At 33.1% G+C, this 21,367-nt stretch carries 27 protein-coding genes and 1 riboswitch; of the genes, 6 read left to right on the top strand and 21 right to left on the bottom strand.

All coding sequences use genetic code 11. From position 1 onward, the window contains the following. Window positions 1-133 precede the first annotated feature (133 nt). From CBR30_06565 to CBR30_06520, 10 genes are read right to left on the bottom strand one after another with little or no spacing between them, the layout of a single operon-like run. A complete protein-coding gene (locus tag CBR30_06565; GenBank protein ID PMQ01313.1) occupies window positions 134-1,648 on the bottom strand; it encodes a magnesium chelatase in 1,515 nt (504 codons plus the stop codon). After that, entirely contained in the window at window positions 1,638-1,994 is a 357-nt protein-coding gene (locus CBR30_06560; protein ID PMQ01312.1) for a YraN family protein, read from the bottom strand. Before CBR30_06560 ends, CBR30_06565 begins: the two co-directional genes overlap by 11 nt. Next, window positions 1,991-2,599, bottom strand: coding sequence for a ribonuclease HII (locus CBR30_06555; protein ID PMQ01311.1), 609 nt, complete (start codon window positions 2,597-2,599; stop codon window positions 1,991-1,993). The genes CBR30_06560 and CBR30_06555 overlap by 4 nt, the downstream gene beginning before the upstream one ends. Continuing rightward, the gene (gene lepB, locus CBR30_06550) at window positions 2,566-3,150 is read right to left on the bottom strand and encodes a signal peptidase I (GenBank protein PMQ01310.1); all 585 of its coding nucleotides are present in this window, start codon (window positions 3,148-3,150) and stop codon (window positions 2,566-2,568) included. The genes CBR30_06555 and lepB overlap by 34 nt, the downstream gene beginning before the upstream one ends. After that, the gene (locus tag CBR30_06545) at window positions 3,147-3,500 is read right to left on the bottom strand and encodes a 50S ribosomal protein L19 (protein ID PMQ01309.1); all 354 of its coding nucleotides are present in this window, start codon (window positions 3,498-3,500) and stop codon (window positions 3,147-3,149) included. The genes lepB and CBR30_06545 overlap by 4 nt, the downstream gene beginning before the upstream one ends. Then, complete coding sequence (locus tag CBR30_06540; GenBank protein PMQ01308.1) at window positions 3,454-4,239, bottom strand: tRNA (guanosine(37)-N1)-methyltransferase TrmD; 786 nt, start codon at window positions 4,237-4,239, stop codon at window positions 3,454-3,456. Before CBR30_06540 ends, CBR30_06545 begins: the two co-directional genes overlap by 47 nt. Next, window positions 4,233-4,733 (bottom strand): 16S rRNA processing protein RimM, encoded by a 501-nt coding sequence (gene rimM / locus CBR30_06535; GenBank protein PMQ01354.1) that lies wholly within the window; start codon window positions 4,731-4,733, stop codon window positions 4,233-4,235. The genes CBR30_06540 and rimM overlap by 7 nt, the downstream gene beginning before the upstream one ends. 16 nt (window positions 4,734-4,749) lie before the next feature. Continuing rightward, window positions 4,750-4,980, bottom strand: a complete 231-nt coding sequence (locus tag CBR30_06530; protein PMQ01307.1) for an RNA-binding protein — start codon at window positions 4,978-4,980, stop codon at window positions 4,750-4,752. 58 nt (window positions 4,981-5,038) lie between these two features. After that, complete coding sequence (gene rpsP / locus CBR30_06525) at window positions 5,039-5,281, bottom strand: 30S ribosomal protein S16 (GenBank protein ID PMQ01306.1); 243 nt, start codon at window positions 5,279-5,281, stop codon at window positions 5,039-5,041. 28 nt (window positions 5,282-5,309) lie between these two features. Then, a complete protein-coding gene (locus tag CBR30_06520) occupies window positions 5,310-6,617 on the bottom strand; it encodes a signal recognition particle protein (protein ID PMQ01305.1) in 1,308 nt (435 codons plus the stop codon). A gap of 159 nt (window positions 6,618-6,776) precedes the next feature. On the opposite strand from CBR30_06520, the gene CBR30_06515 reads away from it, so the two are divergent. From CBR30_06515 to CBR30_06505, 3 genes are all read left to right on the top strand, one after another. Beyond that, window positions 6,777-7,079, top strand: a complete 303-nt coding sequence (locus CBR30_06515) for a transcriptional regulator (GenBank protein ID PMQ01304.1) — start codon at window positions 6,777-6,779, stop codon at window positions 7,077-7,079. A gap of 69 nt (window positions 7,080-7,148) precedes the next feature. Continuing rightward, window positions 7,149-8,039: a fatty acid-binding protein DegV gene (locus tag CBR30_06510; protein ID PMQ01303.1), complete on the top strand. Its 891-nt coding sequence runs from the start codon at window positions 7,149-7,151 to the stop codon at window positions 8,037-8,039. 14 nt (window positions 8,040-8,053) lie between these two features. Further along, window positions 8,054-8,212, top strand: a riboswitch (FMN riboswitch). Window positions 8,213-8,296: 84 nt separating this feature from the next. Next, window positions 8,297-8,818 (top strand): ECF transporter S component, encoded by a 522-nt coding sequence (locus tag CBR30_06505; GenBank protein ID PMQ01302.1) that lies wholly within the window; start codon window positions 8,297-8,299, stop codon window positions 8,816-8,818. Here CBR30_06505 and CBR30_06500 read toward each other — a convergent pair. Continuing rightward, window positions 8,790-9,674: a multidrug ABC transporter permease gene (locus CBR30_06500; GenBank protein PMQ01301.1), complete on the bottom strand. Its 885-nt coding sequence runs from the start codon at window positions 9,672-9,674 to the stop codon at window positions 8,790-8,792. The two genes, CBR30_06505 and CBR30_06500, sit on opposite strands and share 29 nt — an antisense overlap. 78 nt (window positions 9,675-9,752) lie before the next feature. On the opposite strand from CBR30_06500, the gene CBR30_06495 reads away from it, so the two are divergent. From CBR30_06495 to CBR30_06485, 3 genes are read left to right on the top strand one after another with little or no spacing between them, the layout of a single operon-like run. Then, on the top strand, window positions 9,753-10,226 hold the full coding sequence (locus CBR30_06495) for a hypothetical protein (GenBank protein PMQ01300.1): 474 nt from the start codon (window positions 9,753-9,755) through the stop codon (window positions 10,224-10,226). Window positions 10,227-10,237: 11 nt separating this feature from the next. After that, window positions 10,238-11,734, top strand: a complete 1,497-nt coding sequence (locus tag CBR30_06490) for a bifunctional phosphoribosylaminoimidazolecarboxamide formyltransferase/IMP cyclohydrolase (GenBank protein ID PMQ01299.1) — start codon at window positions 10,238-10,240, stop codon at window positions 11,732-11,734. Beyond that, a complete protein-coding gene (locus CBR30_06485; protein PMQ01298.1) occupies window positions 11,731-12,384 on the top strand; it encodes an endonuclease in 654 nt (217 codons plus the stop codon). Before CBR30_06490 ends, CBR30_06485 begins: the two co-directional genes overlap by 4 nt. Here CBR30_06485 and CBR30_06480 read toward each other — a convergent pair. The 10 genes from CBR30_06480 to CBR30_06435 all read right to left on the bottom strand — a co-directional run bounded on the left by CBR30_06480 (window position 12,344) and on the right by CBR30_06435 (window position 21,328). Then, window positions 12,344-13,288: a hypothetical protein gene (locus CBR30_06480; protein ID PMQ01297.1), complete on the bottom strand. Its 945-nt coding sequence runs from the start codon at window positions 13,286-13,288 to the stop codon at window positions 12,344-12,346. The two genes, CBR30_06485 and CBR30_06480, sit on opposite strands and share 41 nt — an antisense overlap. Next, window positions 13,285-13,719 (bottom strand): anti-sigma factor, encoded by a 435-nt coding sequence (locus CBR30_06475; protein ID PMQ01296.1) that lies wholly within the window; start codon window positions 13,717-13,719, stop codon window positions 13,285-13,287. The genes CBR30_06480 and CBR30_06475 overlap by 4 nt, the downstream gene beginning before the upstream one ends. Continuing rightward, window positions 13,716-14,375, bottom strand: coding sequence for an RNA polymerase subunit sigma (locus tag CBR30_06470; protein PMQ01295.1), 660 nt, complete (start codon window positions 14,373-14,375; stop codon window positions 13,716-13,718). The genes CBR30_06475 and CBR30_06470 overlap by 4 nt, the downstream gene beginning before the upstream one ends. Further along, window positions 14,360-15,043 (bottom strand): hypothetical protein, encoded by a 684-nt coding sequence (locus tag CBR30_06465; GenBank protein PMQ01294.1) that lies wholly within the window; start codon window positions 15,041-15,043, stop codon window positions 14,360-14,362. The genes CBR30_06470 and CBR30_06465 overlap by 16 nt, the downstream gene beginning before the upstream one ends. 61 nt (window positions 15,044-15,104) lie before the next feature. Further along, complete coding sequence (locus CBR30_06460; GenBank protein ID PMQ01293.1) at window positions 15,105-15,686, bottom strand: hypothetical protein; 582 nt, start codon at window positions 15,684-15,686, stop codon at window positions 15,105-15,107. A 13-nt stretch (window positions 15,687-15,699) separates the two neighbouring features. Further along, on the bottom strand, window positions 15,700-16,917 hold the full coding sequence (locus CBR30_06455) for an ABC transporter permease (protein ID PMQ01353.1): 1,218 nt from the start codon (window positions 16,915-16,917) through the stop codon (window positions 15,700-15,702). Window positions 16,918-16,931: 14 nt separating this feature from the next. Beyond that, window positions 16,932-18,230, bottom strand: coding sequence for an efflux transporter periplasmic adaptor subunit (locus CBR30_06450; GenBank protein ID PMQ01292.1), 1,299 nt, complete (start codon window positions 18,228-18,230; stop codon window positions 16,932-16,934). Then, window positions 18,230-19,291: a transporter gene (locus CBR30_06445; protein ID PMQ01291.1), complete on the bottom strand. Its 1,062-nt coding sequence runs from the start codon at window positions 19,289-19,291 to the stop codon at window positions 18,230-18,232. Before CBR30_06445 ends, CBR30_06450 begins: the two co-directional genes overlap by 1 nt. Window positions 19,292-19,304: 13 nt before the next feature. Further along, a complete protein-coding gene (locus CBR30_06440) occupies window positions 19,305-20,627 on the bottom strand; it encodes a transporter (protein PMQ01290.1) in 1,323 nt (440 codons plus the stop codon). 14 nt (window positions 20,628-20,641) lie between these two features. Next, a complete protein-coding gene (locus CBR30_06435) occupies window positions 20,642-21,328 on the bottom strand; it encodes a macrolide ABC transporter ATP-binding protein (GenBank protein ID PMQ01352.1) in 687 nt (228 codons plus the stop codon). Window positions 21,329-21,367: the final 39 nt, after the last annotated feature.

The following is a 21,367-nucleotide window of genomic DNA, read 5'->3' as shown; positions in this document are numbered from 1 at the left end:
AATTCTGACCCTCATTTTAATTTTTTTGAAAAATCAATTTATAAACAAAAAAAAGGGAGCAAGGATTTTCTCCCTGCTCCCTAATTGTTACCAGTCACTCGTTACGCGTCACCCATAACGCGTCACTCATCACCTAAATAACAAACTCCTCAAAACCTCTATAGGATACTGCCTCTGCAATATGCTCCAATTTTATTTGTTCACTTCCTTCCAAATCCGCAATTGTTCTTGATACTTTAATTATCCTATCCAGCCCTCTTAATGAGATTTTCATTTTTTCAACTATATTTTCAAGGTAATTTTTGACATCAGGGGTTAGAGGACAATATTTTTTTATAAGTTTTGGGTTTAGCTGAGAGTTTGTATATATCTTTTCCTTTTTATATCTCTCTTCTTGAATTTTTCGAGCCATTTCAACCCTTGCCCTAACTTTATCTGAAGTTTCTCCACTTACATCTTGGAAAATTTTTTCTTTTTCTACTCTTCTTACATATATTCTCAAGTCAAATCTATCAAGAAGAGGACCAGATACCTTATGCCAATAACTTTTTATCTCATAAGGGGAACAAGTACAATCCTTTTCATTATCCCATAAATACCCACACTTACAGGGGTTCATAGCGGAGACTAATATAAACTGAGCCGGATAAGATACTGTATATTTAGAACGTGAAATTATAACCTTTCCTTCTTCTAAGGGTTGTCTTAATGCCTCTAAGACATCTCTTCTAAATTCAGGAAGTTCATCTAAGAAAAGTACTCCTCGGTGAGCTAAACTTACCTCACCTACCTGCGGGGTTGAACCCCCACCTATTAGACCTGCATAGGAAATCGTATGGTGGGGACTTCTAAAAGGTCTCTTCTGTATAAGAAATTCATCCTCTAAAAGACCTGCTATACTGTAAATTTGAGTTACTTCAAAAGCCTCATCATAGGTTAATGGAGGAAGAATAGAGGGAAGGGATTTTGCGAGCAACGTTTTTCCAGTACCAGGAGGACCAACAAGGAGCAAATTATGTCCACCAGCAGCAGAAATTTCTAAAACTCTTTTTGCCACTTCTTGCCCCTTTACCAAAGAAATATCATTATCAAAAATGGGCTTATAGCTTGGCATATTAAATTCCAATGGCTGTAAAAAAGCTTCTCCACTTAAAAAGTTTAGTACCTGAGTTAGATTTTCAACAGGAAGAATCTCTAATCCTTCTATTAAGCTACATTCAGGAGCATTCTCCTTTGGAATAAATACTTTCTTAAAACCTTTATTTTTCAATCCATATACCAAAGGTAAAAGTCCTTTACCTTTCCTAATTCTTCCGTCTAATGCAAGCTCTCCTAAAAAAGCCACTTCTTCAAAATTATAGTTTATATTCATCTCCGCAGATAATATGCCAATTGCAATGGGAAGATCTAAAAGTGAACTATCTTTTCTAAGATCTGCAGGAGCAAGATTAACTGTTATTCTTTTTAATGGAAATTCAAGATTACTATTTTTTATAGCGGATCTAACCCTTTCTTTAGCTTCTTGTATTGCTTGTTCTGCAAGACCTACAATATTAAAGCTTGGAACCCCAGATGCCAAATCAACCTCTACTTCTACCTTGAAACAATTTAATCCCACAAGAACTCCTGAAAATACCTTAGAAAGCATTTTCTATATGCTCCCATTTCATAATTTTATTATTCTCATCCAAAATAATAGAGAAAACATCAAACCTTACTAATAAGTTCTTTTTTCCAAATTTAGATAAATAATAGTTTGCAATAAATCTAATCTTCTCCTGTTTTTTATTGTCAACTGCCTCAATTGGGGCTCCAAAATCCATAGTCCTTCGTGTTTTTACCTCAACAAAAATGATTATATTCTTTTTTTCCGCTATTAGATCTATCTCTCCAAAGGGTGTTCTGAAGTTTCTTGCACTAATTAAGAAGCCTTTATTCTTAAAATAATTCTCAGCAAAATCCTCTCCTATTTTTCCCAACTCTTTTTTATTCACAGTAATTTGAAATTTTTCCTATGAATTTCACAAGGTCCATAAGTTAAAATATTTTTTTTATGCTCCTTAGTTGGATAACCTTTATGCCTCTTAAATCCATATAGGGGATATTCTTCATCAATTTTTTCCATGAGATCATCCCTTAATACCTTTGCCACAATTGATGCTCCAGATACTGTTTTGCAATATTTATCCGCTTTAACAACAGCTATTTGAGGAATAGAAAGATCAGGTATAGTTTTATTTCCATCCACAATAACAATCTCAGGAGTAATTGGCAAGTTTAATATGGCTCTTTTCATAGCCAAAAGAGATGCTTGTAATATACCAAGTTCTTCTATCTCTTCTACTTCTGCATATCCATATCCCCATGCCACAGCCTCTTTCTTAATTAGAAGAAAAAGCCTTTTCCTTTCTGAGGGTGTTAGACTTTTTGAGTCTTTTAAAGGAAGAGAAGAAAAGGGAGGAAGAATTACAGCTCCGGCAAAAACAGGTCCTGCTAAACATCCTCTTCCAGCTTCATCAACCCCTGCCACATATTTATATTTTTGCCAAAGCTGTAATTCTGTCTCTATTGGACTATGTGAATTTTTTGGGGAGGCCATAATAGTAATATTGCCTTTCCCACAAGGTTTTTCTTTGGCACAAACCCCCAATATCTACTATCTACACTTACAGGTCTATTATCTCCCAATACAAAGTAACTATCCTTAGGAACAGTAATAGGACCGTAATTATCATCACTCTTTCTTTTTACATAATCTTCTACGAGCTTTTGCCCATTTACATAAACCTCACCGTTTTTAATCTCTACTCTATCTCCTGGAAGTCCTATTAATCTTTTTACATATTCTTTTGATGGGTCTAAAGGATACTTAAAAACAATAATTTCTCCTCTTCTTGGTTCTCTAAAATAATATGGAATTCTAACAACCAAAACTGCTTCTCCCTCATTCAAAGTGGGGATCATAGAACCTGTAGGTATATAAGAGATCTGCAATATAAAACTTTTTATTAAGAAAGCTAATATGAATGCAAAAACTACAGTCTCTACAAACTCATACCACTCTTTCCCTTTTAACTCTTGTCTTTTTGCAAGAATAAAAGCTATCTTGTCTTTTACCCAAAGAATAGCGGTATCAATTTTTTCTCTCATTCTTCCACCTTCTCAGCAATCTTTGCCTTCTTACCAGTTAAGCCTCTTAAGTAGTACAATTTTGCTCTTCTTACCTTTCCTCTTCTAACAACTTCGATCTTTTCTACAAGAGGTGAGTAAAGAGGAAATATTCTTTCCACGCCTACACCTTGAACTACCTTTCTTACAGTAATAGTTTCTCTTATACCTCCATGTTTCTTTGCAATTACTACTCCCTCAAATACCTGAATTCTTTCTTTATCTCCTTCAACAATCCTATAGTGAACTCTTACAGTATCACCAGGCCAGATTTCTGGAAGTTCTTTATTTTTCATCATTTCCTTTTCTACATTCTGAATAATTAAATCCATAGTCTACCTCCTTTCCTAATTCTTTCCTTATTTCTTTTAATAACTCAAAATCCTCCTTAGTTAAAGATGCCCTTTCTAAAAGATCGGGTCTTCTTAAAAGGGTCCTTTTCAGTGATTCTTTTCTTCTCCATCTTCTAATTTTTTCATGATCTCCAGAGAGAAGAATCTCTGGAACTTTCAAGCCTTCAAATTCTCTTGGATGGGTATAATGGGGATATTCTAATAACCCATCCTGAAAGGATTCTTCCTTTATTGAATTAGGGTCTCCTACAACTCCTGGCAAAAGCCTTATAATGGCATCTGTCACAACTAATGCAGGGATCTCTCCACCACTTAGTATATAGTCTCCTATTGATATCTCTTTTGTAATTATTGTCTTCACTCTTTCATCAACTCCTTCATATCTACCACATATAAAGATTAGATGTTCTTTTCTTGATAATTCTTCCGCTATTCTTTGGGTAAAAACCTCCCCTTGGGGGGAAAGTAGTATTACCTCACTTTCCTCTCTTTTCAGAGCCCTAACCGCTCTAAATATGGGTTCTGGTTTCATTACCATCCCAGAACCGCCCCCATAAGGATAGTCATCCACTTTTCTATGTTTATCATCGGTAAAATCTCTCAGATTATGTATAAAAATTTGAACAATACCCTTTTCTATAGCTTTTTTAACTAAGCTAATGTTAAATGGTCCATTAAAAAATTCAGGAAATATTGTTATTATATCTATTCTCATAATTCTTCTAACATTTCTACAACTATTTTCCCTTCAGGAATATTAACTTCTCTAATTATATCCCTTATAAAAGGAAGAAGCATTTCCCCTTCATCACTTTCTACAACAAACACATCATTGCTTCCTGTCTCAATAATTTCTCTAACAACCCCTAAAAAATCCCCCTTAGTATTGTATACCTGTAATCCTATTATTTGGTATGAATAAAAATATCCCTCTGGTAGAGGAGGCAATAAATCTTCTTCTAAAAGTAACCAATTCCCTCTTATTTTTTCTACACTTGTCCTATCCTTAAATTCTTCAAAATATAAAACATATCCTTTATTATGCTCTCTAACCTCTTCTAATATTACTTCTCTTTTCACAAATTCTGTATCTCCTTCTGAAATATATAACCTTTGTCCTTTCTTGAGAGCATATATAAAGTCAAAAAAGGACCAAACCTTAATTCCCCCTCTAATTCCAAAAGGCTCACCAAATTTTGCTATTCTTACCAATCTTTTTGGAGCCATCTTATTGTAATACTTCAATAACCACCTTTTTACCTTTCTTTAACCCTGCAACTCTTACAATAGTCTGAAGAGCTTTTACCGTTTGTCCTTGTTTTCCAATAACTCTCCCTCTATCTTCTGGCGCCACTTTTACTTCTAAAATAACAGATTTTGTCCCTTCTACCTCTCTTACCTCAACCTCCTCAGGATGCTGAACTATCGCCTTAATAATGTATTCCAAAAGCTCTTTCATTAAAACCAAATCCCCCTTTAAAATTCTTTAAGCAAAAATTCACAAATTGCCCAAAAAACTAATTAAGGACACCAACTTTTCTTAATATTTTCTCTACAGACTCTGATGGCTGAGCGCCAACACTTAACCAATACTTAATTCTTTCTTCTTTTACTTTTATAGTTTCAGGCTGTGTCTTAGGATCATAAAATCCCAAAATTTCTAAATGTTTTCCATCTCTTGGCTTTTTGCTATCGATAGCTATTATTCTATATGCTGGCTTATTTTTTGCACCAACTCTTGTAAGACGTATTTTTACCATTCTTTATTTCACCTCCTTTCTAATTTTTCTACATAAATGGGAAGATGTTTCTTCTTCCCTTAGAAAACTGTTTAATAAGTTCCAATGTCTGAAAATACTGCTTTAATAATCTATTTACGTCCTGCACCTTAGTACCACTACCTTTTGCTATCCTTAATTTTCTACTTCCATTAATTATAGAGGGATTTCTCCTCTCCTCAGGAGTCATTGATTCAATAATAGCTAAGAATCTTTTTATTTCTTTTTCATCCAAGTCTGGTCTTATATCCTTTTTTGGAAATCCTGGAAGCATGTCCAATATTTGTTCTAAAGTACCTACTTTTCTAATTTCTTTAAGCTGTTCATAGAAATCTTCCAAATCAAATTTTGCCTTTTTTATTTTCTCCTCTAATTTAGCCTGCTTTTCTAAATTAATACTTGTTTCAATCTTCTCTACTAATGTGGCTATATCACCCATTCCAAGAATTCTTCCAGCGAGTCTTTCTGGATAAAAGTATTCTAAATTTTCAATCTTCTCTCCTACTCCTATAAACTTTATAGGTTTTCCTGTAACAGCTCTAACAGACAAAGCAGCGCCACCTCTTGCATCTCCATCGAGCTTTGTAAGAATAATTCCTGTTATTGGAATTCTTTCTTTAAACTTTTCTGCCACATTTACTGCGTCTTGTCCTGTCATACCATCAAGAACCAAAAGAACCTCTGATGGCTTGAATTTATTAACTAAATCTTCAAGTTCCTGCATCATTTCCTCATCAACATGGAGTCTTCCTGTAGTGTCCACAATTAAAACATCCATCAATCTTTCTTTTCCAGAAAGTATTGCATTCCTTATTATCTCTTCTGGAGTTTTTCCCTCTTTGAATACAGGAACCTTTATTTTCTCCCCTAAAATCTCCAACTGTTTTGCTGCTGCAGGTCTAAAGGTATCTCCTGCTACAAGCATAACCTTTTTCTGTTCCTGGCTAAGCTTATAAGCCAGCTTTGCACAGGTTGTAGTCTTTCCAGCACCTTGCAATCCTACAAGAAATATGAGAGATGGCTTTTCGTTTCCAAATTGAAGTCCAATCCTTTCTCTACCTAATAATTCTGTCAATTCATAATATAAGATTTTGAGAATTTGTTGGAAAGGTGTAACACTCTTTAGGACTTCTTCCTTTAAAGCCTTTTCCTTTACCTTATTTAGCAAGTCTTTAACAACTTTATAATGAACATCCGCCTCGAGAAGAGCTTGACGGATCTCTCTTAGGGCTTCTTCTACATCCTTTTCAGAGAGCAAGCCCTTCCCTCTTAATCTATTAAATATATTTTGGAGACGCTCCGATAAATTCTCAAACATATTTTCCCTCTTTATCTTTTTTTACCTTAGCATACTATAGAAAATATTAAACTTATTGTCAATCTATTTTACCTATTATTATATTTTATTTTTATTATAACAAGCTTTATTTTTTATGTTAAAATATATAAAAACTTTAAAGAAAGGAGGGAGGGATCGATGGATAAAAAAATTGAGTTTACAGAAGAACAATTACAAAATATAACAGACTTTCTAAATACGTTAGCCCACCCCCTTCGCTTGAAGATTATTCTGCAACTTTCAGAAAATCCCCTTTCGGTTACTGAGCTTATGAAAGCATTAGAAGTAAGACAGCCTAACTTATCACAGCATCTTTCTCTATTAAAGAGGCTCAGGATATTAAAGACTAAAAGAAAGGGAAGATCAGTTTACTACCAATTAAGCCATCCTGAAGTAAAAGATCTCATAGAAAATATTGCAAATACAATAGAAAAATTTTAATTTAGGCTTATAATTTTGACTTGTCTCCACCAAAATAGTATAATTAGAAAATTGTTTTGGAGGATTCAAATGAGTAAGGAGAAAGGTTTTGAGGTGGTTACTGATACCACATCAGATATACCAGAGGATTTGGCAAAAGAATATGAAGTAAATGTAATACCCTACTACATACATATGAATGATAAGGAATATAAAGAAGGAATTGATATAGAGCCTGAAAGTATCTGGGATTATTTAAAAAATAATCTTAACCACCTTCCTAAGACTGCATGTCCAGGGGTTGGAGAATATTATGAGGCATTTAAAAAAATAATTGAAAAAGGGAAAAACATTCTTAGTATTCACATTACTTCTTGGGGAAGTGGTGCTTACCAATCTGCAACAACTGCCAAAAACATATTAGCCAGTGAATATCCTGAGGCAAAAATTGAAGTTTTTGACTCAAAGAGTGTATCCTTAGGAACAGGTCTCTTGGCATTAGAAGCGGCAAAAGCCTCTCTAAAAGGATGGAACCTATCTGAAACCATTGAGCATTTAAAAGAAATAAGGAAGAGTTTTTTCCACTCTTTTACTAACGATACTTTAAAGTATTTAGCAGCTGGCGGAAGAATAGGAAAGGCAAAACTTCTTTTAGCTGAAGCTTTAAAGATCAATCCCATCATTTCTATTGACGAAGATGGAGTACTCTATGCCTTAGATAAGGCTATGGGAAGATTAAAAGCTTACCAAAAGATTGTAGAGCATATGCAAAACTTTTTTAAAGAGAAAAATTCGTTAAATATTGCTTTAGTATATGCAAACGCCCTTGATGAGCTTGAAAATTTAAAGAATGAAATTCTAAAACATTTTACAGTAAAAGATGTTATAATTTCAAAATTAGGTGCAGCCCTTAGTGTACATAGCGGACCTGGCACTATTGGGGTATTAGCTTACCCCTCAGAGCTTTCCTTAGACAAGTAAATAAGTAAAAACAAAGATACCTTCGGGGCAGGGTGAGAGGAGAAATCCTCAATTCCCGACCGGCAGTGATGGTGCTAATATATTAGCACCTAAGCCTGCGAGCAAGGCTTTAGCCTTGCAGATCTGGTGAGATTCCAGAGCCGACGGTATAGTCCGGATGGGAGAAGGTATGTTATTTTTTTGTCAAAAACTGCCCCAAGGTAAAACTTGGGGCTTTTTATTTTGTATAAAAAATTATAAAAAGGGAGGTAATATAAATGGGTACCAAAAAGTTGGTAACAGCAGGTGTATTAACTGCAATATCCCTAATTCTATCTTTATCAATATATTTTCCCATCATTCCTCAAGCCCCATATCTTTTATATGATCCAGGAGATATTCCATTACTAATTATTGCTCTATATATAGGAACTCCTTTCGGATTGTTAGCAACATTAATTGTAGCAATTCTCATGGCTTTTATTACAGGACAGGGAGGACCTATAGGCGCTCTAATGCATTTTCTTGCCTCTGGAACCCTCATAAGTGTAGCAGGAGTTACCTTTGAAAAGGTAAAAAGGTTAGAAATTCCATTAATCTTAGGTACCATATTTATGGCTATTGTCATGTCCATTGCAAATATAATATTTACACCTATATATCTGGGAGTTCCCGTTAAAGATGTTTTAGCCCTAATTATTCCTGTTATAATTCCTTTTAATTTAATAAAGGCAGGAATTAATTCCTTAATAACTTACTTATTAGCCAAGGTTATACCTTTCTCTTCCTATTTAGGATAGGAAAGTCTGGCAGGGAGATAAAAAGGGCAATAACAATTAAAATTGCTCCTACTCCCTGCCATAAACTTAATGTTTCTCCTAAAAATATGTTGGCAAACATATAGGCAAAAACAGGCTCTAAGTTATAAATGATTGCAGATCGGGTAGGAGATAAAAACTTTTGACCAACAAATTGCAAAGTTATGGTAAGAGTTGTAGCTACAATCCCTAAATATGATACTGGCAAAATAATCTTTGAAATATTTGTAATAGAAAGGTGAATTAAATCTGGAATAGAAAAAAAGAATGCAAAAAGAGCGGTTATAAAAATTTGACCAAAAGCCAGATTTCCAATATCCCCTTTATGAACAAAATAGGAAATTAATATAATTTGCAGTGCATAAAAGATTGCACATAAAAAAACCAAAAAATCACCAATATTTATTCCCTTTAATTCTCTAATATCAACAGTTAGAAAAATAAGACCAAGAAAAGCTAAAACTACTGCAACCAAAATATTTTTTTGTATCTTATTTTTTAGCAGAAAGAATTCTCCAAAGGGGACAAGCAAAACAGAAATTCCTGTTATAAATGCGGTCTTTGTAGCAGATGTATATCTAAGACCAAAAGTTTGAAAGGCTATAGCAAGAAAATTAATAATCCCTAAAATAAGGCTTGGAAGATTTATTTTTATAGAATTTCTTGAGGTTATAAGAAGATACAGAAAAAGAGAAATTGTACTAAGAGTAAATCTTAGAAAAAGGAGAGAGAAAGGAGAAAGATACTTAAGAGAAATTTTAGACATAGAAAAAGTAGTACCCCATATAAGGGTTACTAATATGAGAACTAAAGTTCCTTTTAACTCATTTTTATGCATAGGCTTTATTATAACACAATTTACAAACCTAAAAATTTGGGGTAAGATTAAATTAAAAAACAAAAGAGGGTGATTTTCATGATGCTTGAGGCTTATATATCAGGATTAAATTTAGATCCCCAAACTAATCAATTCGTAGTAATTTTAAAAGAAAAGAAAGAAGGAAAAAAACTTCTTCCTATATGGATTGGACCTTTTGAAGCAAACTCTATAGCCCTTGCATTAGAAAGTGTAGTAACACCACGTCCTCTAACCCATGATCTAATAAAAAACATATTAGATAATCTAAATATTAAAGTGCAAAAGATAGTCATCCATAGCTTGATTGAGGGAACATTTTATGCCACAATTTTTTTAGAAAATGGAGATAAAGTAATAGAGATTGATTCAAGACCAAGCGATGCTATGGCCATTGCATTAAGAACAAAGTCTCCAATTTACGTGGAATCCAAAGTTTTTGATGAGGCTGGTATAATAGAGGAATACTCAAGTGATGAAGAGTTGGAAAAATTCTTAGAAGATATTAATCCTGATGAATTTAAAAAACAGTAGAGAGGTGGAGTATGCCTTTTGCACTACTCAGTGTATATAATAAGGAAGGAATTACAAATTTTGCCAAGGAACTACATTCTTTAGGATATAATTTAATAGGGACCTCATCAACAGCAAAAGAAATTAGAAAAGAAAATATACCCATTCAAGAGGTTTCTGAATTTACAGGTTTCTCAGAATTAATCGGAGGAAGAGTAAAAACATTACATCCCAAAATTTTTGCAGGAATCCTGGCAAGAAGAGATAAAAAAGAAGACTTAGAAGAGCTTAAAAAAAATAACATACCCTTAATTGATATTGTAGTATGCAATCTCTATCCTTTTTCTGATGTAATAAAAAAGGAAGATACAACCTTGGAAATAGCATTAGAAAATATTGATATTGGTGGAGTTTCTCTCCTTCGAGCAGGTGCAAAAAACTTTCCTCATGTTTTAGTGGTTTGTGATCCTTTAGATTATGAGGAGGTAATCAAAAGAATAAAAGAAAATTCTGTAGATATTGAATTTAGAAAGAAATTAGCAATCAAAGCCTTCTCTTATACAAGCTATTATGATCAAGCCATAACTAAATACTTAAGTAACCAATTTAGTGATAATATGGAGATAGTTTTGAAGAAAGAAATGGATCTAAGATATGGAGAAAATCCACAACAAAAAGCTGTATATTATCTATTGCCACACCAAAAATTACCCTGGACAAAAATCCATGGAAAAGAGCTTTCATACAATAACCTATTAGATATAGACTCCGCTTGGCGTTTAATATTGGAATTTTCCAATACTGCATGCGCTATAATAAAACATAATAACCCTTGCGGAGTTGCAGAAGGAGAAAATGGAAAGGAAGCATTTCTCAAGGCTTTTGATGGAGATCCTGTTTCAGCCTATGGTGGAATAATCGCATGTAACTTTATTGTAGATGAGGATTGTGCTAATGAAATGAGTAAACATTTCTTTGAAGTAATAATTGCAAAGGGCTATACCGAGAAAGCTCTAAATATATTAAATAAAAAGAAAAATTTGAGACTGCTGATAAGTAATGAGGACAGTAATAAAAATCCTTGGGAAATAAGAAGCTTGACCTATGGCTTTTTAGTTCAGGACTACAATGATATTCTATTTACTGAGTATGAAGTAAAAACCTCTCACAAGCCTGACGAAAAGGATTTGGAAGAACTTTTATTTGCCCTCAAAGTAGTAAAACATACTAAATCAAATGCTATTGTGGTTAGTAAGAATAAGCAAACCATAGGAATAGGGGCAGGACAAATGAATAGAGTAAATGCTGTTAAAATCGCATTAGAACAAGCAGGGGAAAAAGCAAAATCCGCCTACCTTGCATCTGATGCCTTTTTCCCCTTTCCAGACTCCATTGAGCTTGCAGGTAAATATGGAATAAAAGCAATAATTCAACCTGCAGGCTCTATCAGGGATCCTGAGGTAATTCAAAAGGCAGAAGAGTTAGGTATTATACTAGTAATGATACCTCAAAGACATTTCAGACATTGAGCAAAATAGAGGAAATTTTTAAAGTATTATTTGATAAATATGGACCTCAGTATTGGTGGCCTGCAGACTCTCCCTTTGAGGTAATAATAGGTGCTATTCTTACTCAAAACACCAACTGGAATAATGTAGAAAAAGCCATAAATAATTTAAAAAAAGAAAACATTCTTTCTCCTGAAGAACTTTATAAAATTGATGTAAATAAATTAGAAACATTAATTAGATCCTCAGGTTTTTATAAAATAAAAGCGGAAAGAATTAAAAATTTTCTCAATTTCCTATTTGAGAATTATGAAGGGAAATTGGAGAAGATGAATCTTGAGTCCACCTTAAATTTGAGGAAAAAACTCCTTATGATAAAGGGATTAGGAAAAGAAACAGTGGACTCCATTATCCTATATGCTTTCAATAGACCCATCTTCGTAATTGATAAATATACAAGAAATATTTTTACCTGCCTCTCTTTAACCCCTAAGGTAGATAGTTATGATGAATGGCAGAATCTTTTCCAAAAATCTTTATTCCCTATTTATCAATTATTCAATGAATATCATGCTCTTTTAGTAAGACATGCAAAGGAGCGTTGTAGAAAGTGTGAAGGAAATTGCTTTCTTAAGGAGATATTTTTTTTAGAAACTCTTCCAACTTATTAGAAGGAATATCTCCAATCAAAACATAGCTCCACCTTTGGTCATGCCAAAAAACTGTCTTCCACAGAAAAGAATCTTCAATTTTTACATCTTTATCCTTTGCTATAGGGACATTTGATTTAAACAAAGAAACAGTATTAAGTCCATCGGTGTATCGGGAGTAAAATATAATATCATCTCGCTTCAGAATAATGTAGACTTTATCTAAGACGTAACCTAAAGGAAGTTCTGGCGAAAAATCACTCTCTTTCAATCCTATCTCCCTAAGGTTTGACTCATCTATCACCTTCTGGGGTTTCCAGGTGGGATCTGGCTTAAATAAGTGGTCTGGCAAACTATTGTTTTCATACTTTATTTCTGAATAGAAAGTTCTTGAAACAAGTCTTCCTTCACTATTATATTTATCTTTTCTTAGGATATAATTTTTCTCTATATCAATCCATAGCTGTAAAGCCTTTTTATTGGTATATTTTGATATTAATGATACTATAATAGTTTTTCTATCCAACATATTCTCATAGCCTAAATCAATAGTATTATAATTTTTCTTAATAAGCTCAATCCTTTTTTTTATATCCTGGGGATCTGTAATAAAGTTTGTAGGAGAAATTCTCAGTCTATTTAAAATTGGCTCATATTCATACTTTCTAACACCATCATCTATAGTTACTCTACCTAAGAAAAAGGGAGGAGCAATGTATTCCCTTCTAAATCTGTAATTTCCTCCATAAATCACCTTTGAGACTAAGATTTCTGGAAAATTTTTCTCGTTATAAAACATGGTTACTTCTATGCCTTGGAAGGGAATTCTTCCTTCATTTTCCAGTGTATCTTTTAAAATATCAAAGGTAGAGACAGAAAGGGTAAATGACAAAATTATAGATAAAATGATAATTTTTTTGATCATTTCTGGTATAATACGTAGTCTACTACGTTCTCCTCAAAGGTTGATGTTCTTCCAAATTTACCGTGTAATTCATAAAAAGTTTGGATATCATAGGTATAATTATTTTCTTCTCTCATAAATGGAATCTGACCTAATAAAAACATAATTACTATGGCTATACTTAAGCCTACTAATACCAAAAGCCTTTTAAAATTATTTCTACCATTTAGATCTTCCTGTTGAAGCTTATACCACACCTTATCAGAGAAGTTAGAAGAGGGCTCAATTTTAGGGATAGAATGTAAAACCTTTATCAACTTCTTAGTACTTTCTAATTCTTTTCTGCAATAAATACATGTACTTAGATGGAGTTCTAACTCTCTCTTCTCTTTAGAACCCAATTCACCATCTATATAAGCAGAGATTAGCTTTCTTGCAGTTTTGCAGTTCATAACTCTACAAGCTCCTTTGACAATCTTTTCTTCAATTCTTCTCTTGCCCTAAACAATCTTGACTCAACAGTTCCCACAGGAAGATTTAATACCTTTGCAATTTCTTCATAGGATAGTCCCTCAAATTCTCTAAGCAAAAGAACTTCCTGGTATTCCTTAGATAGAGTTTTAATAGCTTTTCTAACCTTTTCATACAAATCCATTTTTTCAACTATCTTTTCTGGATCCTCTTCCTGGTTTGGTAATATATCTTGAAATGTCTCTTCGCTTTCATCATCAATGGCATCATTTAAAGAAAGAGTCATCTTATTTTTTCTCTTATAATCATGGCTAACATTTAAGGTTATTCTATAAAGCCAAGTATAGAATTGAGACTCTCCCCTAAACTTAGATATATTTTTAAAAACCTTTAGAAAGACTTCCTGAGCTAAGTCTTCTAAGTCGTTTATTGCTCCTAACTGGAGATATAATAAATTCAAAACTTTTTTCTCATATCTTTTTACTAATATATTAAAGGCTTCTCTATCTCCATTTTTTATAAGGGAAATTAATGATTGATCAGATAAATCTTTCTTCTCCTCCCAGCTTAAAGTAGGGGGAAGCTGGGAGGAGTTTTTATTTTTCAAACTCAATAATTTAACTATCTCTTTATCCATAACCAACCTCTAATCTCAAAAAAGTATTTATCAAATTTAGCCCTTTGCTCCTTAGTTAGAACATTCCTTATTTCATTTATTAAATTTTTTCTTGTTTCACTTATCTTCTTTTGAAGATCCAATATTTCTTTCTTTAGACTATTTATTTTTTGAGTATCTTCTTTACTTGTTGCTCTCAGCTCAAGATTCTTCTTTCTCAAATCTTTTCTTAATTCTTCTAAATTTTTACCATACTTATCCCATATAGCTCTAATACTATTCTCTTGATCTTTTGATAAACTTAACCTCTTTGATAAAATGGATAAGGTCTCCTCTTTTGCTTTATTTTGTATATCTTGCTCTAATTTTTGTATCTTCTCTGCATATTCATTTACTTTATTCAAGTCTACTGGCTTTTGCATGAGTAATTCTCTTAGTTCGAGCCATAACTTGTTCCTTTCTGCAATCATCTTTCTCAGCTCTTCAGAGAACTCTTCACGAAATCTAAACCTATCTCTTTCTATAACTTGAATTCTTAAGGGAGTTTTGAGGACTGGTCCAATTATTACCTTCTCTCTCTCCTTTATCCTATAACCACTATAAGCATAGGTCAAGCTAAATATTAATGTGCTTATAAGGATCAAACTTATTAATATTTTTAGACCTTTCATACATATCCCTCCCTTCATTTATTTTCTATTTAAATAGACAGAGGGAGGATATTTTTTATTCCATTATTATATTCCGTCATTATTTTTTCTTCAAAATATTAATTAAATCATTTAAAGTTTTCTTCCAAGAAGGAAGATAGAAGAATGGATTCAAGTATTTTCCTTTTTGCCATGAATTAATAAGATTTGTCATTGCCTGTCTTTCTTCTTCACTGATTTGTGGGTTTCTCTGAGAACCTTGTGGGTTTTGTGGAAAATTCTGTCTTTGTTGGTTCTGCTGAGTTTGCTGGTTTTGTGACTGCCACTGTCTTCTTAATTCCTCTAATCTTTTTTGTCTTTCTATCTGCAATTTGTCCAAATAAGTAAGTTGTGGATCTGTTAATATTTTTTCAATCTTATCACTATAATTTTGAGCATCCTTCGGAGAAAGGATCTGTCTTTTTCCTAATTCTTCTAATATAGGAATTAATTTTTTAGCTTGATCTTTTGTAATAGCAAGCTTTTTATCTTTATCTAATTGCGGTAAATCTCGGATTAACCTAACTAAATATTGCACTTCTTCTGATAAAAATCTCCTCTGGGGTTGCTGTTGTGTGGTCTGTGCCATTATAATTGTTAAGCTAAAGACAAATAATAAAAGGAAAAATAGAAATCTTTTCATAAAAATCACCTCCTTATTCATATCTTAGTGCCTCAATAGGATTTAATTTTGAGGCTCTTTGAGCAGGGTAATAACCAAAAAATATTCCTACCAATGCAGATACTGAGAATGCTAATATGATTGGGCTAATAGTAATAGCAATGCTTAATCCGGAAGTTGTACTGATTACCCTTGCTAATATTATTCCCAATATTATTCCTAAAATACCACCAGAAACAGAGACAAGAACAGACTCAATAAGAAATTGGGCTAATATGTATCCTGCTTTTGCGCCAACTGCCTTTTTAATTCCTATCTCCTTTATTCTTTCTGTTACATTTACAAGCATTATATTCATTATTCCGATTCCTCCAACAAGTAGAGATATTGCAGCAATACCAGCCAAAAATAGAGTAAAAGTTTGGGTTGTTTGATTTAAGGCGGATAGAACTGACAATTGATTTTGTACAACAAAATCATCATTATCCGGATTTGATATCTTATGATTTCTCCTCAGAATATCCTCTATATCCGCTTGCAAAGTATCCATTACATCTGGAGAAACTGCAGAAACAGTAATTCTTGATACAGTATCTCCACCTGTAATTTTGGCTTGATAGGTAGAGAGGGGAATAAAGATCATATCATCCAAGCTTACAAAACCTCCTGCCTGTCCTTGAGGCTCCATTACCCCAATCACTGTAAAGGTTCTTCCTCCTATTCTTATTTTCTTCCCAATAGGTGATTCATCTCCAAATAGGGTTTGGGCAACAGAAGAACCTAATACTGCAACTCTTTCCCTTGAATTATACTGTTGCTGTGTAAAAAAGCTTCCCTCCTTCACATTCCAATTCCTTAATATAGGATAATCGGGCGTTGTTCCAACAACCTGTGTATTTGTGTTATTATTCAGATATTTTATCTGCATATTTCTTGAGCTCTCAGGCACTATTACAGAAACCTTACTTGGATCTAATTCTTTAAGAAGGGTTTCAAAATCACTCATTTTAAGGGAAGAGGTGGGAGCTCCCCTTACTAATCCCACACCTCTTCCAAACCTTGGGTTTATAATCAGTAGATTAGAACCTAATGCAGTAAATCTACTCTCAATAGATATTCTCGTCCCTTCCCCTAATGCCATCAGAGTAACTACAGCAGCAACTCCAATTATTATACCTAAAGCTGTTAGAAATGTTCTTAATTTATTTGTAGATAAACTATGTAATGACATTTTCACAAGCTCTATAAAGATCATCCTATTATCACCTACCTAAATATGCCAAATAGATTAGGACCAGGATTTCTCTGCTGGGTTCCTTGAGTCTGTGATGAAGTTGTTACCCTCTTAGATACTACAATCTCTTGTCCTTCCATTAATCCATCCTCTACTATTACGTTTGTTCCATCATCTTCCCCTAAGCTAACTCTAACAAGCTCTGTTTTACCATTATTTAGAACCTCAACATAGCTTCTTCTCCCTACCTTTTGCACTGCCCTTAAAGGAATTAATAGAACGTTATTTCTTTCTAAAATAATTATTTCTCCATCTACAGTCATGCCAGGTTTCAAATCCATTGATTTATTAGGAATTGAGACCTTTACATCAAAAATTGCAATATTATTAGAAATTCTTGCTACAGGAGAAATACTCTTTACTCTTCCCTCAAATTCTTTATCAGGAAAAGCCTCACATGTTACCTTCACAGGAAGCCCAACTTTAATTTTTCCAATATCCACCTGATCTACTTCCAGATTTAGCTCTAAATTACTCATATCCATTAAAGAAAGTAATGTCTTATTTGCAGTTATAATATCTCCTTCCTTAACGGATATATTAGCGGTAATACCTGAGAATGGAGCTCTTATCTCTGTGCTATCTAAATCTGCCTTTGCTTTGTCTAAATTTAATTTTGCTTGAGCTAAAGAGATCTTTGCAGACTCAATATCTTTCTCTAACTGGCTTAACTTAATCTGATAAGAAAGTTTTATGGTTTGTAGGTTTGCTTCCGCCTGTTCGTATGAATTTTTAGCCTTTTCATAAGAAATCTTGTCAGAATTTAATTGATCCGATGATATTATTCCTTTTTTGAATAATTCTTCAGATTTTTGATATTGATCTTTAAGTCTTTGAAATTCTAAATAAGCATTATCTCTACTAATTTGAGCATTTTTTAAATCTTGATTCATCTGCTTCTTTTGTGTTTCAAAGGAAAGCTGGGTTTGTTCTAACTTTAGCTTTGCATTTTCATAATTTAGTTTTGCTTGCTCATATGTATTTTTATAATCCTTAGGATCAATTTTAACCAAAAGATCTCCTTTTTTAACACTTTTCCCCTCATCTATCACCCAAAGAACAGTCCCACCAATACTACTTGTTATATCCAAACTTTTACTGGCATAAAGTACACCACTCCCAGATACTGAGACAACCAAATCTCCCCTCTGCACTTTGTAAGTATTATAGGAAGTGGCTGGATTGTTATTACTACTTTTTGGTCTGAAAATCAGGTATCCACCAACTATCAATCCAATTATTACTAATACAATAACGATCCTTTTCAGCATTATTTATCCCCTCTCTCATAAATTTCCTTTCCTACACTAAGGGATAAGCTATCTATATTTTTCCAGTAAGTATGAAGAGCACTATAATAATCATTCTCCGCTTTTACCAAATTAATCTCAGAATTTAGTAAATCAATCTTTGTTATTAAGCCTGCATTAAAACGAATCTTAGCAATATCAAAGCTTTTTTGTGCAAGTTCTAAGTTTTTCTTCTGTATATTAACCTTATCTAAGCTATTTAAAAGTTGATCTAATCTTTGAGATATAGTAAGCTTTGCATTTGCTAAAGATTGTGTTAAATTTACCTTTGCAGACTCTAAAGAGTCTTGGGCAGACTTTAACTGAGATTTTGGTGTGTAATCGTTATCATAAAGTTTTACTTGGAGCTCATATATCTCCACATTATTTTTTGCCTGTACCAATGTAGTTAAATTCTCTTGGGCAATTGAAAATAACTGGTCAAGATTGAAATCAAAAGTTACAAATTCAGGCTCCTTTAACTCTACATCCATAGGTTCGGTACCTAAAACTTGCCAAAATTGACTCCAAGCATTTTTAAGATTACTAACGCCAAGATCATAATTATTCTTTGCAGATAACAAATTTATTTCCGCTTGCATTACATCGGTTTCAGTAGCATTACCCAGTTGAAACTTGCTTTTTACAGCATTTAACTGTTCTTGGTAAAGATTAACTTGTTTTTCCAAAAGTCTTAATTGAGCTTGAGCCTCCAAAACAGAAAAGTAAGCATTTCTCACATTTTGGATAATTTGTAATTTTGTGTTATTAAATTTTACTTGTTCTAATTTTGCGTTTTTTTCCGCTTGAGTTAAAGCTAAGATTAAAGTAGTTGGATCTTTTTTCTTCTGTTCATAATCATCCAAAGCGGACTGAAGACTTATTTTTGCCACGTATAAATCTTTGTTATTTTGAAGAGCAATATTCAAAGCATCCTCAAAGGTCAGTATCTTCCTTTGAGCTGTAGAAGAGCCCTGCTGGGAGAATCCCAAAGAAAATACAAAGAGAGCAAAAATCATTAAAAATAGAACAAATTTTCTCATTTTAAATACCCCCTTATCTATTTAATATTTGCTCTAATTTCAATCTATAAAGATTGAAATCCAGAATTGCCTTTGAAAGATCATATTGGGCTTGAAGGACTGAAAGCTCAGCATTTTTTAGGTCAAGCTCAGTGATTAATCCAAGATCATACCTTACTTTTTGGTACTCATAATTTTGCTTTTTCTGTTGGAGAGTGAGTTCCTTCTGTTTAATATTTTCCTGGGCTTGTAGTAGAGCATAGTATGTCTGCCAAAAATTTAACTCCTGTTCTTTCTTAATATTTTCTAAAGTTAGCTGTGCTTGAAGAACCTGTAATTCCGCCTGCTTAATGTTATTATTCCTGATGCCAGAATCAAAAATTGGAATACTAAAGGAAAAGCCAATATTCCAAGAATCTTGGGATGACGATGTAGAGGTAGAGAGCAAAGAAGAATTATATTTGTAGTTGAGATTTAAGGCGTAACTTTGAGTATTAAAGGAAAAAGATAGAGAATTTTTGTCTTTGTTATAACTACCATTTAAGGAGAAGGGCCAACTGGGTAAATTTGCTTGGGATAAGCTGAGCTCTGCCTTCTTTAAATCTAATTCTGCATTCAAAATATTTATATTATTCTTGTTTAGAATGTTTATTAAATCCTCTGGATTTTCATTAAATGGAGTATAATTAAGATCTAATTTTACTGGAACTCTATCCAATTTTGTTCCCAATAGATTTTCTAAGGACTTATAAGCAGATTCTAAATTATTTTTGGCAGAACTTAGATTGATCTCTGCATTTTTTAGATTTATCTTAGCACTTAGAAGATCCACCTGGCTTATCTCTCCATTTGCGAATTTCTTTTCCGCTATATTACTCTGTTCTAATGCTAAGTTATAACTTTCACTAACGATCTTGAGTTGTTCTTGAGCAAGATAGAGATTATAAAATTGTTGTGTTAATTGATAAAAAAGATTTTGTAAATTACTCTTTAAGTTATTCCTTGCTTTCTCAACGTCAATGAGACTTGCTTGATAATCGATTCCATTCTTACCCCAAAGTAGTAAAACATCAGAAAAAGATAAAGATACATTTATATCTTGATTCTGTTGAGTCTTATTTAAATTTAAGTATTTAACCTCTCCTTGAGAGTATGAAATAGAAGAGTTTATTTGAGGATTAAAGGATGCCTGCGTCAAATTAAGTTTTATAACAGAATTTTCATATTGAGATTTATATATTTTTGCCAAAGGAGAGTTTTCCAAAAGAGGAGTAAGCTTTTCCAAAGTTAAATATTCCTCCGAATAGGATACTGATATAACAAATATTAATAGAAATAAAAGAAATTTTTTAACCATGAATACACACGCTCCTATTTTTCCAAAATATCAATGATCTTTCCATCCGCCATACGAACTATCTTCTTAGCAAAATCTGAAATATCTTTTTCGTGAGTCACAATAACTATTGTTAAATTTTCCTTTTCATGGATTTCACTAATTAGATTCATAATCTCATGACTGGATTTTGTATCTAAATTTCCTGTGGGCTCATCAGCAAGTAGAACAATAGGATCAACGGCTAAGGCTCTCGCAATAGCAACCCTTTGCTGTTGACCACCAGAAAGTTGAGTAGGTCGATGAAATAACCTATCTGAAAGCCCCATTTTATCTAACAATAATTTTGCCTTTTCTATTCTTTCTTTTGGAGGTAGCCCTCTATAAATCAATGGCAATTCTACATTTTGTAAGGCTGTTAGTCTGGGAAGTAAATAAAAGCTTTGAAAAACAAATCCAATTTTTTGGTTTCTTATCTTTGCCAACTCGTCATCAGAAAGTGTAGATACATCCCTCCCTTCTATATAGATCTTTCCTTCTGTTGGTCTATCAAGACATCCCATAAGATGCATCAATGTGGATTTACCAGAGCCTGATGGTCCCATTATGGCTATAAAATCGCCCTTTTTAATGCTTAGTGAGACCCCATCCAAAGCAATAGTATCAACTCCATCCATTCTATAGATCTTTCTAACATTCTCTAAGATAATCAATTCCTCCATATCCCAACCTTCCCTTTCCATAATTTTTTTCCTAAATAA

The organism is Dictyoglomus sp. NZ13-RE01 (genome assembly GCA_002878375.1).
Taxonomy (GTDB): Bacteria; Dictyoglomota; Dictyoglomia; order Dictyoglomales; family Dictyoglomaceae; genus NZ13-RE01.
Note: the sequence above shows the minus strand (reverse complement) of the source record. Positions and strands in the feature narration are given on the sequence as shown.